We start from the raw sequence: 16,777 nt of genomic DNA, 5'->3' as shown, positions 1-16,777 counted from the left end.
GCCATGAGCCAGCAGGAGGAGCCGGCCGGGTTCGCCGCGGTGACCGTGGTTCTGCTGACGGTCGAGGAGTTTCCAGGCGAGCTCGCCGATGACTATCCGACTGCCTGCGCTGCCCTAGATCTGCCCGTTACGTATGACGGGTACGCACTGCTTCTCGGCCAGGACACCACCGGCGCCCGATGGACCCAGGTCAGTACGGACACCGACGCCGCCCGTAGCGCCCTGGCCCTGTGGGACACCGGCTTGCAGACTGGGATCTTCACCAACCCCAAGCGCCTGCTCGCCTACCGGCCGGGCTGGCCCATCGAATGCCACCTGGCCCTCGCGGATCAGACGGACCCGCATGATCCGAACAGGGTGGAGACGCCGCTGCGACCACCGCAGATGACCGCCTGGCCCGGCGCGGAACGCCGCCGCGTCGCCGACCGTCTCGCCGGCGCCTTGGAAGACCTGATCGCCGACGACGATACCGGCTTCGACGAGCCCCGCATGCGCCTGCACGACATCCTGCCCAGGCTCGCCGACCTGGACCATCCCGCCGTCACACAGGCCCTTAACGCCGCTTGGCGGCTCGCCGCCGACTCGGCCCCTGCCCCAGGAAGCGTGCGGTCCCGCCGCGCCACGCCCGCCCCGGCACGGCTCCTCCGCGCCAGCGCGGACGGCTGGAGCCTGGTGGGCCGCAACGACTACCCGGTCCTGCTCCTGGCAGACCAGCTCCCCGCCGTCGCAGCAGACCTCACCGGTACAGACCGACTCGCCGAACTCCTCGACGCCCTGGAGGCAGCCGCGACCCGGGCCGTCATCTCCCCACCGCGCCCCGCCTCGCCGCGGCGGGGCCAGACCGGCCGCTGAGATCACGAACGTGACCGTGAAGTGCACACGTCCTCGGCGCGACGGCCAACGCTGCCAGCGAGACGCCGCGGAATGGCCCGGACAACGTCAAGGCCTCGGACAACCGGATCTCGACTGGCCGGACCTACCCCGGTCGGTGGCCTGCTGGACCCATCTGACCGACCCCGAACGGGAGATGTGTCTGCAAGCACGCGCACGACGCGACGAGGCCAGCCGAGAACACCGCGCCCGCGAGGCCGCCGCCCGGGAAGCCGCCGGCATCCCCCCTCCACAACCGGTCACCATGGTGGAACGCGACCCACCGGTGTGCACCGGGGACTGCATCTCCGAAGCCGCCGCCTGGGACAGGGCCCATCCGGGACAGTTCCACGACCACAGCGACGGCGCGATGATGTCCTGCGCCACCTGCTATGGCTATGTGTGCTGTTCCTGCGGCCACGCACCGGTCCCGGGGACGCTGATGATCTGCGACCGGTGCGGCGAGGCGGACGCGGACGCACTTGCGGCCGACGCCGACTGGGAACCGCCATCCGACCCGCGCGACGACCTCAACCGGCTCATCGGCCGCATCGTGCACACCGGCAACCTGACCTACGCCACCGTCCACGCCCGGGTCAACAAAGCGATGGGCGTAGCGCGGCGCCGAGAAGCCGACCCTCAGGCAATCCAGGAAGGCATCGCCTTCGCCCACGCCTGGCTGGAGGCGCTGGCCTGCGACGAACCGGACCCGATCGGGGCCACCCTGGACAATCCGGCCACCGGCATCGCAGCCCCGACCGGCAGGACACCACGGCTTCGCATCATCCCCATGCCCGCCTCCGGACCCAGATGGCAAGCACAACTCGACCTCATCCGCGCGAGCGGGGCGGTCTACGACGCCCAGAGCCGACTCTGGTGGCTGTCGCTGAGCACAACCGAGCCGGGCTGGGTCGCGCTGCAGACGCTGTTCACCGCCGCCCGCGAACACCAGACTCAGATCATCGTGGAGATGTTCCCGCCCTGACGGAGAGCAGGCGGGCGCGGATCAGCCGGCGCTGGAGGGAACCACAGCCACGAACTCGGCCCCCTTGTGGTTGGCCACGATCAGCGCGAAACGATGCCCGACCGGGCATTGAAGATCAATCTGGACGTATCCGCCCCGTGTACCGATCGGGCTGGCGTAGTCGTCGCGGTCCGGGAACACCGTCACGGCCCTGTGATCTTCGGCGAAATCCGCCCGGTCCACCGTATCGGCTCCGCAGGAGGGACAGCGCAGCTGCCACTGCAGACCGTCCGCGGTGGTCCCGTCAGGAACGAGCACCTGCGGATGAGGGTTCATCAACATCGACAGCTCCCACCATGAGTGCACAACACCCGCATCGACCGGAAGCCGGCGCGAGATCCTGGTACGTACAGAATCCTCCTGTGCCGCAGGGCCTTCGAAACCACCCCGGCGAACACAGAGTCGGCAAACAGTCGTCAACCGATGCCCGCCAGCCACACCCCTCGACCCGCATCACGACGTCGACAGCCCACGTCGACGATCAAAGGTAGGAGACGTCCGTGTCGAGTATTTTGGGGCCGTGTTGATCGGATACGTGCAGGTTGCCACCGCCGACCAGAGCCCCGACCACCAGATCGACGCCCTGGAACGCGCTAGCGAGGCCCGCCGCAACATCCACATCGACCTGGCCTCCGGCGTCAGCGGTCACCTCGACAAGGCCAGCGTCGACAAGCGGCCCGCCACCACAGGGAACGCGGCATGAGCGGCCAGGAGATCTGGCGCACCACGACCAACCTCGACGTGACGACCGTCGTCGAACGCGGCGGGAGGGTCTCTGTCCGCCTCGCCGACCGCGAGGTCTACTGGGCGCAACTGGTCCCCGGCCGCGACCCCGCAGAGAGCCGCTCCTCGCATGAGCTGGTGCTCGATGCTCTCGCGCAGATGCTCGTCGACCAGCTTCATCCTGGGTCTCACCCCGGCACTTTCCACCCGCGTCGAACTGGACCATGACGCACAGAAGGGGGTAGCCAGCCGCGAGGCTGGTCCAGGGTTGCTCGCTCCCATCAAAGATCACCAGTGCCGCTGCGTGGATCTTTCTCGTCCTCGACTCTCGCCGGCCGCTGACCCGGATTGGAACACGACTCATGTACGACGGAGGCGACTACGAACTCGTCTGGCCACGGCACCTGTTCGTCCACGAAGCGAGCAACCTGCTCAACCACCGCAGGATCCACCGTGACTGGGATGACCGCTGCCTACTACTTCTCGATCATGCGTTCGCAGGCCCTACTCCCCAGGACGACTTCCGTCAGGCAGCCGCGCAGTCCCCGCCTCCACGTGGCCTGAGTAACGGGCAGGCCTTCCTCCGCGACCTGATGTCCAGCTCCGAACAGCTCCGCGAGACCACAACACCGCAGTACCGCCCGTACTGGTCCGAACGCCGGGCGGGTACCTCCCCTGACCGTGCCGGTCTGCGTGCCACAGCCCGCCAGTTCATCGACATCGTCAGCCATCTCAACAACCACGGATACTTCGAGCAGGCGTTCGGTAAGGACTGCGTCGACGACCCCAGCGAGATCGACCCCTCGGCCGTCATCGAGCGCGCCATCGGCGCCGCAGGCCTGTGGCCGCTGACGCCGGACCGCCTCGCGCAGAACATCGACGTGTTCTGCGACGTGGTCGAAGTGCTCCACGATCTGGTAGCGCGCCCCCGATCTCGCGGACTACACGACTACGACGGCTGCGGCTGGCACTACCGCGATTTCTCTCCCGCCACAGGCCGCGTCGTCTACCGGTGGCGCGTCAACGGGCTGCTCGAACGAAGCGACCTCGGCCTCCACCTCGCGGACGAAGGCGAGGACGTCGGTCGCCTGGTCACCAGCACCGATCCCGCCCGCTCGGACCTCCTGCGCAGCATGGCCCAGCGAGAAAGCCCTGCCGCTGACCGGCTCCGCCACGCCATCAGCCTGTACCGGGCACGGCACGCCGACGAACACACCAAGAGATCCGCGGTCGTCGTCCTCGGCGGCGTTCTCGAAGAACGCCGACAACTGATCAAAGATGAGCTGCTCAGCAAGGACGAAGGTGACCTCTTCACGATCGCGAACAAGTTCGCGATCCGGCACCAGAACGAACAGCAGAAAACCGACTACAGCGTCGAGTTCCTCGACTGGATCTTCTGGTGGTACCTCGCGACCATCGAACTCACCGACCACCTCATCGCACGCTAAACAGTGATCATCGCTGGCGCCAACGGCTGTAAGTTCCCTCCTCACAGCCGTCATCGCGACCTTGGCGGAGTCTCCCCGATGGCCAGCGCGCCAGGCTGGAGGCCGCGGGCGGTTTCACCAGCATCTACGAATCGGCGATCAAAGACGTGTGTGCCGCACTGGAGACGCTGCTCCGCGATGTCTTCCACCGCAATGTCCCGAACCCAGAGGCGGTCGAAGACTGCCAAGCAGACCGGAGCGTCTTCCAACGCCTCGATGACGCCGCCGCCCTACCGGGACCACTTCCACCGTGACCTGCCTGCCGCTCTCGGGAACGGCTGGACGACCCTGACCGAGGGCATGACTGTCCGACACGTCCTGACCCACGACGCCGGCCTCGTCGACGCCCGCTATCTCACGCGAATCCCGCACGCCACCCAGACCGTGGGCCAGCGGGTCCACGTCGGTCTCCGCCAGGTTCTCGACCTCCTCGACGCGGCCACCGCCCTCGGCACTCTGCTCACACCGACGAACCCCTGACCACCATCACGTTCGTCGAACCGGACAGCCCGCCGGACCGAGGCCGCGGGCGGTCAGCCGCCGCCGGTACTAAGCGCGGGAATGGAGATCACGGCGACCTGGACGGTGGAGACGGTTGTGAGCCCGTCGAACACCCCAGCCTGGCCACCACCGGCCCAGGTGACGTTCCAGGTGACCGTCGCGGTCACGGTGAACACACCGCCGGGCTGATCCTCGGAGACCGTCTGGTAGGTGTGCCCGCAGTCAGGCGACGACGCCTTCGGGTCACCGCCGTCCGGGTAGGGGGTGCCGGGCCCGGTGCAGTGGACCTGGGCGCCGTCGCCCATCACCCAGTCAACCCCCGTCGGGGTCGCCGTGGCGGTGACCGACACGCCGCCGGCGGCGGCCGTAGCGGAGACCGTCCGCCAGCCGGCGGGGTCCAGCCACATCCAGGTTGGCAAGCGGATCAACTGCCGGCCGATCGGGCTCAGCGCGATCGCCGGGCCTTGCAGCCGCAGCTGGCTGCGGGCCTGCTCCGCCAGCCCACCCACATCCGGCCCTCCTGCCACCGGCCTGCCCTGGCCGTCGGGTATCCATACCGGCGGCCGGTACAGAGCGTCCCGCACCCCGTCGGTCTGGCACTGGTAGACGTACCAGGCACCCGGCCGACCGTCCGGGACAGTCGCGACCGGCCGCGCGGGGAGCGGGCCGGACCGGTCGACTGCCGCCACCACCCGCAGACCGCCGCCGTCGGGGGCCAAGTGGAACTGCACCGGCTGGATCGCCTCCGTAGTGGGCTGGAAGTCGCTGCGGACGTAGGAGCAGCGCGCAACGTCCGCCGGGTCGAGAGCCACATCACCCGGCGGGCGGGCCGACCCACCGCGCCCCGAGCCACCGCTCCCGCCATCCTGCGGTGGCGGCGCCTGCCCGCCAGGAGGTGCCGGTGCGAGGCCGTTGCCGCCCGCGGCCAGGTCGCAGCCCGGGATCGGATTCTGCGCACAGTCCGTGGTCGCGTAGCTGTCAGCGAACGCCGGCGCTCCCGCAGCAAGTAGTCCCAGTAGGCAGGTGCCGGTGAGGATGAGGCGTGTCAGCTGCATGAGCCCACCGGCTCGACAGCGAACCGGGTCACCTTCCACGACCCGTCCTGATGCAGCCGCACCTCGGACGTCACCGCCCGCCGCCCACCGGGCTCGTCGGTGAACGGCGCCCCGTCCGCACGGTGGCGCAGCCAGTTCGTGCTGTCGGAGCAGTCGAACACCATCACCGTCGTCGGCGCGTCGGCCGGCTCCACGGAGGTGATCTCCGGATGCAGCACGGGGGCGCCACGCGACACCAGCCCGTTGTAATGATCGGCGTACAGGCCGCCGGAGACCGCCTGCAACGCGTCCCCCGACGCGTACCGCGTCAGCTCGGGCGACTGCCAGTCCGAGGTATGACTCGCCTCGGCCATCGCTTCCCATAGACCGACATATGCGGCCACCGCCCGCTGCCCGGCAGCATCAGCCGGCGACGTCGGCGACGGCGACACTGTCATCCGCGGCGCCGGGGAGCGGCTCGTCGGCGGTGCCGGCCCAGGAGCCGGTTCGGCGTTGTCATTCGAGCTGCAGGAGACCACGAGTACGCCCGCGGCCAGCAACCCGACGGCCACACCGCGCACCGGCCAGCAACGACCACGAGAATCCGAACGAGGAGCCACCACGCCCACCTCGCAAGCATCCGACGCCGGTCCGTCACACCGATACGACGGACCGTCCCTTTCAGCCTGCCTTGCCGGACACGCGCCGGCCCGTTCCAACTTCCAAGTCGGAACGACACGCCAGCGCAATTTGACACATTCGGACCATAAGCGGCTAGTCATTTCGAACCGCCATATAACCCAGAAGAACCACAAGATCGCTGGCATGAATCGAACGCTGGGCATCTGCACGTTCCCGCTGGCACACCGCGAACGCAGTCCCTGCCCTGGCCGACCACGTAGCAGCCCTGGCATCGGATGCCGTGGCCGTCCAGGCACAGGCTTCACCCATCGCGCAGACCGACGATCATTGGCGCGTACCTGTCGGATCGCCACCCCAGGACCATCACCTTCTCGACCAGTGGCCAGCTCCTCGGACTCCGCGTGCACGGCAGCGCGCTCTCCTGATCCGACTCGATAAGCCGCGGGCGCTGCCCTCACCTTTAAGACTGGCGGCCGAAGGTCCCGACCGTCCGCGTCAGGATGAGCGGCCGGCCTGAGAGGCACCGCGGGTGCGCGTTCGGCCCGTTCTTGCGGTTCCCGGGCCCTGGGAACGCGCCGCCATGCCCGCCGCAGTGCGAACAGCGTCGTCGCCCCCACGACCGGGAACCTGATCGCTCCTGGGCGCCGGTAAACGGGAGCTCCCCTGGATTGCGAGGGGTGAGAGCCGGCGCGCGTGCCGCGATGGGCCCCAACGATTCGTGGCTCACGAACATTTCGGCGTCGATCTCCGGTCTTTCGCCGAACGTGGAGGGCTCGCGGACGCTGTTATCGCAGGTCAAGCGCCACCCGGAGCGCGAAGCCAAAGATTCTGGCTGGTGGGAATGGTTCACCGGCCGGGACGGAGCATCGTTACGGCGCGCCCTCGGGGCGTTGCTCTACTTCCTCCTTCGAAGGGGTTGATGACCATGACGCTTGGTGGTTCCGCGAGTGCGGTTCTGGAGCGGACCGAGGCGACACCGCTCGGCCTGCTGGACGAGTTCCAGCTCGATGTGCAGGTGACGGTCGAGGCGGCGCCCGGATACACGATCCGGGCGTGCGACACGAGCGACACCTGTGGTTCGACCTGCGCCTCGGCGTGCGCCAGCGACTGACCCAGTGACGGCTGCGGCGCCGGCTCGCCGGTCCTGCCCGTTCGGCGAGCCGGCGACCGCAGTGTGCGACGGAGGTGTGATGGTCGACGTGGAGCTGCCGCTGTACCGCCATGCCGGCGGTGCGATGCTACGGGCGGCGGTCCTTCCGCTGTCCCAGCAGCCGGAGGACTGGCCGACATTGTCAGATCCGGACTCGTGCCAGTCGTGGCTGCGCGCCGCATGGACGCTGCCCGGGTTTGCCGACGCGATCCGCTATGCGAGCGGGTCGTTCGCCGCTCAGGTCGAGTCTGTTCTCGACGACGAGGCGGCGGGCGGCAAGCAGGTTCGACGGGTGACGTCGACGGTCGTGCGCTACCTGTTGCGTTCCCTGGGACGACCGACTCCCTTCGGCTTGTTCGCCGGTGTCGCCGGTGTCCGTATCGGCGAGAACGTGCGTGCGCGCTGGGGGTCGGCCCACCGGCTGGTCCTGCGGGCGGACACGCTGTGGTTGGACGACGTGGTGGAGCAGCTGGAGAGGCTGCCCGACCTGCTCACTCACCTGGACGTCGTGGTCTGCGACCTGTTGGTCGAACGCGGCGACCGGATCGAGATGCCTCGCGGACCGGGGCGGGTAACGGTACGTAACACGGCGGTGATGCGTCTCGTCCGTGACCTGGCGGCCAAGCCCATCCCGTTCCACCTTCTACTCGACCAGGTCGCCCTCGCGTTTCCTACCGCCCCCGCCACAGATGTCCGCCGTGTGCTCAGCGACCTGGTCGCCCAGGGCATCCTGATCACGGGTCTGCGTGCGCCTATGACCGTCGCTGACCCGCTGGCATATGTGATCGCGGCCGTCGAGCGTGCCACGGTCGGCGACGGCGAGGCGACCGCCGCCATGCTGGGCAATCTCCGCGCCACCCAGCAGCTGATCCGGGCACACAACGACGACCACGTCGAGCCGGGCACGCAGGCACGGCTACGGGAGAAGGCATCGGAACGGATGCGTCGCCTGTCGCCAGCCGGCCGGACATCACTGGCCGGAGACCTGCACCTCGACTGCGACATCGCTGTTCCCGCAGGCCTCGCCGACGAGATGGCCCACGCGGTGGGTGCCTTGCTCCGGCTCACGCGCCAGCCGCGTCCGGACCAGGCGTGGAACGACTGGTGCCGGGAGTTCTGGGACCGCTACGGCACGGGCGCGTTGGTCCCCGTCCTGGACGCGGTGCATCCCGATACGGGCATCGGCTGGCCGGCTGGCTTCCCGGGCRGCATGTTGGCCGAACCCGAGGACACAGTCAGCCGTCGTGACCAGGAGCTGCTGCGCCTGGCCTGGGACACGGTCACGGCTGGACATCACGAACTCGTGCTGACCGATTCCCTTATCGCCACGATCACAGCAGACAGACCGGTGGACCCACGGTGGATTCCGCCGCACGTCGAGCTGGGCGCCCGCGCGCACGCAGCCAGCGTCCAGGCCCTGGCGGCGGGGGACTACACGTTCGGCGTTCATCCCGCGTGGGCGTTCGGCACGCTCACCTGCCGGTTCGGCTCCGCTGTGGGCCGCGCCGGCCTGGACACCGTCTTCGCCGGCGCGCCTGCTGCCGTCGAGGGCGCGCTGCCGGTCCAGATGTCGTTCCCGCCGCTGTTTCCGCACTCGGAGAACGTCTCCCGGGTTCCCCGCTGGCTACCCCACGTGCTGCCGGTCGGTGAGCACCGGACGGACGAGTCGACCGTGATCCGCCTGGACGATCTCGGGATCGTCGCGGTGGCCGACGGGCTGCACCTGGTGAGCATCTCGCGGCGCCAGGTCGTGGAACCACAGGTCTTCCACGCGCTCGCGCTGCGTAAGCAGGCCCCGCCGCTGGCACGGTTCCTCGCCACGTTGACCCGGGGCTTTCTCGCCCGTTTCACCGAGTTCGACTGGGGACCGCTGGCATCCTGCCTGCCCTACACGCCTCGGGTGCGTTACCGGCGCGCGATCCTGTCACCCGCGGCGTGGCGGATCAGCACCGCGGACCACGCCGTGCTACGCGCCGACGGCGACCCCTGGGAGGAGGCGTTCGCCCGGTGGCGGCAGCGAGGGACCTGCCCGGACATCGTGGAGCTCCATGACGACCACCGGTCACTGCGCCTGGATCTCACCGTGGACGCGCACCTGGCGATCCTGCGTGAGCACCTGGACAAACACGGCCGCGCGACGCTGACCGAGACCGACTCCGTCGAGGACACGGGATGGATCGGCGGCCACGTCCACGAGATCGTCCTGCCGTTCGTCCGCGCGGTGCCGGCGGCGCCGAACCTCGTCACCGGCGTCCTGCCGCTTGTAACCAACGCGAACGCCGCACACCGGCCGGCCTCGCCGCACGCCGCCTGGCTCTACGCGCAGATCTTCACCCATCCCGAACGTCTCGACGACATCCTCCGCGCGCACTTGCCCCGGCTGCGTGCCCTGCTCGACGGAGACCGGTCGTACTGGTTCGCCCGTTATCGCAGCGTCCGTGAGACCGATCATCTGCGGCTGCGGATTCGCACGGTCGGCCCCGAGGAGTACGCCGCGGTGGCCCGTGCGGTTGGCCAGTGGGGGCAGCAGCTCTGCGACGCGGGCGCGGCGTCCAGGCTGACCCTGGCGACCTACCATCCCGAGATCGGCCGTTACGGGAGTGGGGCCGCGATGGACGCCGCCGAAGCGGTGTTCGCGGCCGACTCGCACGCGGTCGCGACCGCATACCAGCTCCCGACGCCACTCGCGGTCCATCCGATGGCGCTCGCCGCCATCGGCATGGTTGACATCGCCGACGGGTTCCACGCCGACCCCGTCCGCGCGAACGCCTGGCTGCTGGAGCACCTCGCCGCCAAAGCTGCGCCCAGCGCGGACCGGACAGTCACCGAGCAGGTCACACACTGGGCAGCCCGAAGGACCCTGCCAGGCGATACCTCCCTGCACGCCGCCCTCGTGCAGGCGTGGCAGGCCCGCCGGGAAGCGTTGACCCGCTATCGGCTCGCGCTCCCCGGGAACGCCGACGCCGATCAGGTTCTGTCCGCGCTCCTGCACATGCACCACAATCGCACCAGGCTGATCGATCGCGCCGACGAGGCCATCTGCCGGCGTCTGGCCCGGCAGATCGCTCTCACCCGACGCGCACACACGACTGCGGACAGCCCGTGACCACGCTGTCCCGATTCCCGGCGGTTCCGGACCTTGGCGATGCTGAATCGGCGCGCTGGGCCCAGTCCCTCGGCGACGGAGCWCCAGGGATCGCACTGGCGCATATCGCCCGTGCCCGCGCCGGCCTCGACGGCTGGGAACCGGTGCACCGCCTCGCGACGGCGATGACACGAAGCCCGCTCAACGCCCATCCCGACACCGCCAGCCTGTACCAGGGTGCACCGGCCGTCGCCTACACCCTGTGCATCGCCGGCCATCCGGCCTACGACACCGCACTCGCCACCCTCGACGACGCCATCGCCACCGTCATCCGGCGCCGTCTGGAGGCCGCCCACTGCCGCATCGATCACGGGCAGCTGCCCCACGCCGGCGAGTACGACCTGATCAACGGAATCACCGGCCTCGGTGCGCTCCTCCTACACCGCGACCGCGAAAGCGCTCTTCTCCGGGACGTGCTCGCATACCTGGTGCGGCTGACACAGCCGATCCGCGTCGCCGACCGCGACCTGCCCGGCTGGTGGGCGACAGGCAGCCCCGACCGACGGGCCTCCGCCCGGTGGAACGCCGGCCATGCCGGCTTCGGCATGGCCCACGGCATCGCCGGACCGCTGGCGCTCCTGGCCATCACCATGCGGCAGGGGATCACCGTGGCGGGACACGTCGACGCGCTCCACAACATCATCGCCTGGCTCGACCAGTGGCGCAGAGGGCAGGGGCGGACCGGCTGGTGGCCCGAGGTGATCGACCACGACGAGCTGCGTACCGGCAGCGCAGCCCGCCCCGGGCCGCCTCGACCGTCCTGGTGCTACGGCAGTCCCGGAACCGCACGAGCCGAACACCTCGCGGCCCTCGCCCTCGGCGACCAACAGCGAGCCTTCGATGCGGTCGAGACCCTCATCAGATGCCTCACCGACGATCACCAGCCCGCGCAGCTGACCGGTGCGGGACTCTGTCACGGCTGGGCGGGCCTCCTCCTGACCGCTCATCGGGCCGCGGCCGATACCACCACCGGCGAACTCTCCGCCGCCCTGCACGCCGCCGAAACACACAGGCACCGGTACCTCCGCGGCAACAGCGACCCCACCGCCCCGGGCTTCTTAGACGGCGCGGCCGGCATCGCACTCGCCCATGCCGCTCTGAAGATCACATCCGATTCGGCGCTGCCAGACTGGGACCGCTGCCTGTTGATCAACTAGCAGTTGGTTACCCGGCCGAGGTCGCTGTCACCAGCATGCCCCCTGCCGCTGTGAAGGAGACTGATGGACACCACCGCAACCACATCACCAGGCGCGTTGCGCGACCGCATGGTCGACCGCATCCTCACCAGCCAGGATTTGCCCCCGTGGGTCGAAGCAGCGCTGCGTTCCGTCGAACGCCACCGCTACGTCCCTGAGGCGCCGCTGGCCGACGCCTACGACGAGAAGGCGGTCATCACCCACACCTTCCCCGACGGCACCCACCTCAGCTGCGCCTCCGGCCCCACCATCGTGGCCGCCATGCTCACCGCCCTCGACGTCCAGCCCGACCAGCGCATCCTGGAGATCGGCGCCGGCACCGGCTACAACGCGGCCCTTCTCGCCACCCTCGTGGGAACCGGCGGCCAGGTCACCACCATCGACATCAACGCCGACGTCACCGCCACTGCACTGCGCAACCTTGACGACACCGGCTTTCCCCACGTTCGCGTCCTCACCCGCGACGGCGCCGACGGCGCTGTCGAGGACGGCCCCTTCGATCGGATCATCGTCACGGTCGGCGCCTGGGACATCCCGCACGCCTGGTGGGACCAGCTCGCCCCCGATGGCCRCCTCGTCCTCCCGCTGCGCTGGCGCGGCACTACCCGCGCTGTCGCACTCACCAGGCAGGAAAACCACTGGAAGTCTGACTGGGTCTTCCTGTGTGGCTTCGTGCCCATGCTCGGCCAGCCCGGCGAACGGAGGAGCGTCATCCACCCCGACGGCCTCGCCGCCCTGCACCACGATCTCGACCAGCCCATCGACACCGACGCCCTGCGCGGTGTCCTCGACCGGGAGAAGTCCACGGTCTGGTCTGACGTGACCGTGCACGGCCAGGAACCTTTCGACCGTGTCTGGCTGCATCTCAGCGCCGTGGAAGACGGGACGGTCCGTATCGAGGCCGACCAGCGGGCCGTCGCCGACGGGCTGTGCACACCTGCGATCACCTCACGCAGCCCAGCCTTGGTCAAAGACGGCTCGCTGGCCTACTTCACCATTCGGCGCGCCGACACCCCAGGGCGCTGGCAGCTCGGCGCCATCGGCCATGGCCCCCTCGGTCACCGTCTCGCCTCGCGGATCGTCGACCAGATCGACGCCTGGGACCACGACCGCACTGCCGACCCCGAAATCCTCGCCTTCCCGGCCGGCACGCCGATCCCGAACCAGACGCAAGGCAAGATCATAACCAAGCCGGAGAACCGCCTGGTACTGCGCTACTAGCGGTACGCACCTGCTCCGGTTCGGGACGCCTGTCGCCCGCGTTCCTGCACGACATCTCGGCAGGTTGATCAGTATCGGCCGGCGTCTGGACGGACAGGCGGCAAAGGGACCGCCAAGGGCGGCGAGCTGGCGCCCTGACCGCTACGGCCCCGACAGTGAGGGACCGGTTACTGTGGGCGGGTTCCGATCGGGAATCGATCGGTGGCGGTAGCTGCTGGATCAGTGGGCATCCTTGACCTGGAAGGGGTGGCGACGTCGCCATGAACAAGCCCAGCCAAAGGGTTGAGCAGGACGAGTTGCGGACTCGGATGCGCGCGACCGGCATGAGCCACCACGAGATCGCGATCGAGTTCGCCCGCCGCTACCGGCTACGCCCCCGCGCCGCCTACCGTGTCGCACACGGCTGGACACAGCAGCAGGCCGCCGACCGCATCAACGCCCACGCCGTCCGTGCCGGCCTCGACCCCGACGGCACCGCCCCGATGACCGCGCCGCGGCTATCGGAGGTGGAGAACTGGCCTCGCCCTGCCCGGCGACGTCCCACCCCGCAGATCCTCGCCCTGCTTGCCGAGGTGTACGGATGCGATCTCCACGCCCTCGTCGATGTGGACGACCGCGAACACCTCCCTCCGGCAGACGTGTTCCTGATCAACGGCATGCGCCGTCCGCCGGACGGCGTGGCCGCGTCATCAACGGCCTCTCCAATCACACTCGCGGGGAAACCATGGGGAACGACCACCGAACGACCAGTTGACGTCGCCTTCAGCGCCGCCAGAGCTGGGCAAGCACCGGCCCCCCACTCGGCCGGTCCCGCAGACGAAGACAACGTGATCATTTTTCCGCAACTCGCCCCGGATGGGAGGATCGTCCTCATGCCACTCGATCGCCGGGGTTTCCTGAGCGGCCTGGGCCTCACCGCCGCTAGCGGCGCAGCCCTCAGCCCGCTCGCCACGATGCCACCAGGATCGTCCTCCATCGACCCACGTGTCGTCGATCACTTCGCACGCCTGCGGGCCGTGCTCGCGGAGAACGACAACCTCTTCGGACCGCGGCAGGTCATCACCACAGCGCAGGAACAGGCCGGCCTCATCGCCGCCCATCTCCGCCACGGCACGAATTCGCGCCCCCAACGGCAGACCCTGCTCCACCTCCAAACGCAGTTCGCGGATCTCCTCGGCTGGCTCCATCAAGACAGCGGCGATCACGCCACCGCTGGATACTGGCTCGACCGAGCGCTGGAATGGTCACACCGAGCAGGTGACCCCAAGGCCACCGTGTTCATCCTCGCCCGCAAAAGCCAACTCGCCGCGGACCGTGGCGACCCGGATGAAGCCGTCGACGTCGCAGACGCAGCCTTGACTAGCGCGGAGCCAACCGGTCGTCTCGCCGCCATCGCCGCGACCTACAGCGCGCACGGCCACGCACTACGCGGCGAGAAAATCACATGCATGACGCTCTACGACCGTGCCCACGACATCCTCGACCAGGCCGGGCCCGACACCGACCCCTGGGGCGAGTTCTTCAGCCCCGCCTATATCGAAGTCCAGCGGGCACACAGCCTCGCCGCGCTCGGTGACTACCCTGCTGCAGCTACCGGGTTCCGGACTGCGATCGACGGTCTCCCCTCGGCTTTCCACCGCGACCGCGGTGTCTACCTCGCCCGCGAAGCCCTTGCGCACGCAGGAGCACGCGAACCAGAGCAAGCCGCGACACTCGGTCTCGACGCACTCACGGTGGGCGCCAGCACGCACTCCGGACGCATCATGACCAGTCTGCGGTCTCTGCGTGACGCCGTCGCCGAATGGCAAACTGTCCCCCAGGTACGCGAGTTCCGCCAGGCGATGGACCAGGTCCCCACGGCCATCACCGTCTGACTACCATCCCGCCACCGGCTATCCGGTCCGCCTCCACCAGGGACCGGCCCCAGGGAAGGACGAGCCGCTCCATGCCTCAGCTCGACGACCACCGTTGGATGACCCGGGCCATCGAACTCGCCCACTGCTGCCCGCCCGCCACCGGCGCCTACTCGGTCGGCGCCGTCATCGTCGACAAGAACAACGAGGAGATCGCCTTCGGCTTCTCCCGCGAGGTCGACGACGCGGTGCACGCCGAGGAATCCGCACTCGCGAAGATCGACCCCGACGACCCGCGACTCGCCACCGCGACGATCTACAGCACCCTCGAACCCTGCTCGCAGCGCAAGTCCCGGCCCCGTACCTGCACCCAGCTCATCCTGGAGGCGAAGATCCCGCGGGTGGTCATCGCCTGGCGTGAACCCAGCCTCTTCGTCGCCGACTGCCAAGGCTACGAACTCCTTACCCAAGCGGGCGTCACGGTCGTGGAACTGCCTGAGCTTGGCGAGCAGGCCCGTGCCATGAACGCCCACCTGTCGGTCTAATTCACTTCATCGCGTTGCGCCTCGAAGGTATGAAAGGAGACCAACGCTTGCCTCCCTCCGCCACAGCCTCGGGGGGATGGCAGTCGTAGCCGCGCTGGCGCACGGCTCGTCCTACGACACATAGCCGCTCCCGGCCGGCTCTGACCGCGCCATCCGCTGCCGCCTGAGTGAGTGGGCCACAGCCGGCCTGGCTCAGAAGCTGCGTGCGATCGTCCCGGCCGGCCTGCGGCCAGATGATCGGCCTGACGCTGGAGGACCTGGCCGTCGGCCGCTACATCACCGAGGCCCACTGCGGCGGGAACACCGTCGACCGTCGCAAAGGGGGTTGGGAAGGGTCGGTAGGCATCGGCAACGCCGGTGCATCCTCGGGCTACTCTTCGCCAAGTGATCGAAATTTTCGTTGCCCGGCTCGGGCCGTGTAATCGGGCACAGAGCGGTCGCGGTGGCATTTACGCGGGCGGGGTAAAGTGAGGGATGGTGTCATCCGAGCCGCGCCATAGATAGGCGGTGAGAAGCCGGCCCGCATCTTTTTCCTGCTGGGGATTTGTGGGCAGAGGCCAGCGGAGCTGGGCGTAAAGAAGAGTTCGGTGCTGGTCATAGGCGGCCTCAATGAGATCACCGAACATCTGGGCGAGGCTAGGGATGATTAAAACGACCAACACGGCGCAGACAGTAAGGCCAATGGGGATTGAAAGGAGCGTGAGCGGGGCAAAGGAACAGTAGAACAGCCCCCAAAGCGCGCTGGACGTCGCGGTGTTTAGGCTCATACGGGCAGCGATGAGGTCCGCGCGGGTAGCATCCGGGAGCGCTGGCCAGAGACGGGGCCACAGAATGATGGCGTCAAGGCCATACTTGTCATAGGGGCGACGTTCGGCGGCCCGCAGAATGTTGCCGATGGGGGTGGGAAGGAAGTACCCGGAGGCGCCAGCAGGTGGACGACGTCGCCGCCGTTGCTCGATACGGGTGTAAGCGGCCAGGTCGCCGGCTGTGGGGGTCGCCGGGGGGTGAACCCGAGCGTAGGCAACCTGCCAGGCTGTCTCCTCCGCAGCGGCACAGGATGCCGCACGTTCACTCAACCAGGTGCGCAACGGGTCGACCCAGCTTGGCCAGTAGCCTTCGAGAAGCCGGAGTGTCGGAGTTGCGGCGCGGCTAACCATGATTCCTGACGCCGCGATAGCAAGCAATACTGTTAGGATCGCGGTGACCTGAACAGCAGAGGTCTGTTGGTCAAGCCAGCGGGTAGAGCGGGCGAGCGATTGGACTCCACCGTCATGGCGGATCCAGGCGAGCAGTCCACCAAGCCAGAAGATCAGAGCGGGAACGGAGACAGCTGCAGCCCGGTCGGCGAGTTTTMCACCGATAGCTTGCCAGAACGCGGAAACCATC

At 68.7% G+C, this 16,777-nt stretch carries 16 protein-coding genes; 12 read left to right on the top strand and 4 right to left on the bottom strand.

Annotated features, from left to right (window positions below; genetic code table 11):
* Nucleotides 1-3: 3 nt before the first annotated feature.
* On the top strand, nt 4-852 hold the full coding sequence (locus CcI49_RS30675; RefSeq protein ID WP_076832311.1) for a hypothetical protein: 849 nt from the start codon (nt 4-6) through the stop codon (nt 850-852).
* Between the two features lie 175 nt (nt 853-1,027).
* Entirely contained in the window at nt 1,028-1,855 is an 828-nt protein-coding gene (locus CcI49_RS30670) for a hypothetical protein (protein WP_158230841.1), read from the top strand.
* Between the two features lie 21 nt (nt 1,856-1,876).
* Here CcI49_RS30670 and CcI49_RS30665 read toward each other — a convergent pair whose 3' ends face one another.
* Nucleotides 1,877-2,176, bottom strand: coding sequence for a hypothetical protein (locus CcI49_RS30665; RefSeq protein ID WP_131831252.1), 300 nt, complete (start codon nt 2,174-2,176; stop codon nt 1,877-1,879).
* Between the two features lie 238 nt (nt 2,177-2,414).
* Between CcI49_RS30665 and CcI49_RS42765 the strand changes: the two genes are divergently transcribed.
* The 4 genes from CcI49_RS42765 (at nt 2,415) to CcI49_RS30645 (ending at nt 4,584) form a co-directional block, all read left to right on the top strand.
* Complete coding sequence (locus tag CcI49_RS42765; protein ID WP_198955681.1) at nt 2,415-2,597, top strand: hypothetical protein; 183 nt, start codon at nt 2,415-2,417, stop codon at nt 2,595-2,597.
* A complete protein-coding gene (locus tag CcI49_RS30655; protein WP_076832302.1) occupies nt 2,594-2,845 on the top strand; it encodes a hypothetical protein in 252 nt (83 codons plus the stop codon). Before CcI49_RS42765 ends, CcI49_RS30655 begins: the two co-directional genes overlap by 4 nt.
* 134 nt (nt 2,846-2,979) lie before the next feature.
* Nucleotides 2,980-4,065: a hypothetical protein gene (locus CcI49_RS30650; protein WP_076832298.1), complete on the top strand. Its 1,086-nt coding sequence runs from the start codon at nt 2,980-2,982 to the stop codon at nt 4,063-4,065.
* A 255-nt stretch (nt 4,066-4,320) separates the two neighbouring features.
* Nucleotides 4,321-4,584 carry a hypothetical protein gene (locus CcI49_RS30645; protein WP_076832295.1) on the top strand — a complete coding sequence of 88 codons (264 nt, stop codon included), beginning with the start codon at nt 4,321-4,323 and terminating at the stop codon, nt 4,582-4,584.
* 53 nt (nt 4,585-4,637) lie between these two features.
* Here the strand turns inward: CcI49_RS30645 and CcI49_RS30640 are convergent, their stop codons facing one another.
* Nucleotides 4,638-5,660 carry an ATP/GTP-binding protein gene (locus CcI49_RS30640; protein WP_076832292.1) on the bottom strand — a complete coding sequence of 341 codons (1,023 nt, stop codon included), beginning with the start codon at nt 5,658-5,660 and terminating at the stop codon, nt 4,638-4,640.
* A complete protein-coding gene (locus CcI49_RS30635; RefSeq protein ID WP_241840334.1) occupies nt 5,651-6,097 on the bottom strand; it encodes a hypothetical protein in 447 nt (148 codons plus the stop codon). Before CcI49_RS30635 ends, CcI49_RS30640 begins: the two co-directional genes overlap by 10 nt.
* Before the next feature lie 1,103 nt (nt 6,098-7,200).
* On the opposite strand from CcI49_RS30635, the gene CcI49_RS30630 reads away from it, so the two are divergent.
* The 6 genes from CcI49_RS30630 to CcI49_RS30605 all read left to right on the top strand — a co-directional run bounded on the left by CcI49_RS30630 (nt 7,201) and on the right by CcI49_RS30605 (nt 15,391).
* Complete coding sequence (locus CcI49_RS30630) at nt 7,201-7,392, top strand: FxLD family lanthipeptide (protein ID WP_239340351.1); 192 nt, start codon at nt 7,201-7,203, stop codon at nt 7,390-7,392.
* A 79-nt stretch (nt 7,393-7,471) separates the two neighbouring features.
* Nucleotides 7,472-10,537 carry a lantibiotic dehydratase gene (locus tag CcI49_RS30625; protein ID WP_076832573.1) on the top strand — a complete coding sequence of 1,022 codons (3,066 nt, stop codon included), beginning with the start codon at nt 7,472-7,474 and terminating at the stop codon, nt 10,535-10,537.
* Entirely contained in the window at nt 10,534-11,733 is a 1,200-nt protein-coding gene (locus tag CcI49_RS30620) for a lanthionine synthetase C family protein (RefSeq protein WP_076832285.1), read from the top strand. Before CcI49_RS30625 ends, CcI49_RS30620 begins: the two co-directional genes overlap by 4 nt.
* Before the next feature lie 63 nt (nt 11,734-11,796).
* A complete protein-coding gene (fxlM, locus tag CcI49_RS30615; protein WP_076832282.1) occupies nt 11,797-12,993 on the top strand; it encodes a methyltransferase, FxLD system in 1,197 nt (398 codons plus the stop codon).
* A 260-nt stretch (nt 12,994-13,253) separates the two neighbouring features.
* On the top strand, nt 13,254-14,867 hold the full coding sequence (locus tag CcI49_RS30610; protein ID WP_076832279.1) for a helix-turn-helix domain-containing protein: 1,614 nt from the start codon (nt 13,254-13,256) through the stop codon (nt 14,865-14,867).
* Between the two features lie 71 nt (nt 14,868-14,938).
* Nucleotides 14,939-15,391 carry a deaminase gene (locus CcI49_RS30605; protein ID WP_076832276.1) on the top strand — a complete coding sequence of 151 codons (453 nt, stop codon included), beginning with the start codon at nt 14,939-14,941 and terminating at the stop codon, nt 15,389-15,391.
* A 449-nt stretch (nt 15,392-15,840) separates the two neighbouring features.
* Here CcI49_RS30605 and CcI49_RS30600 read toward each other — a convergent pair whose 3' ends face one another.
* A complete protein-coding gene (locus tag CcI49_RS30600) occupies nt 15,841-16,776 on the bottom strand; it encodes a hypothetical protein (protein ID WP_076832273.1) in 936 nt (311 codons plus the stop codon).
* Nucleotide 16,777 lies beyond the last annotated feature (1 nt).

Source organism: Frankia sp. CcI49, from assembly GCF_001983215.1.
Lineage (GTDB): Bacteria > Actinomycetota > Actinomycetes > Frankiales > Frankiaceae > Parafrankia > Parafrankia irregularis.
This window is presented reverse-complemented; position numbering and strand designations above follow the sequence as displayed.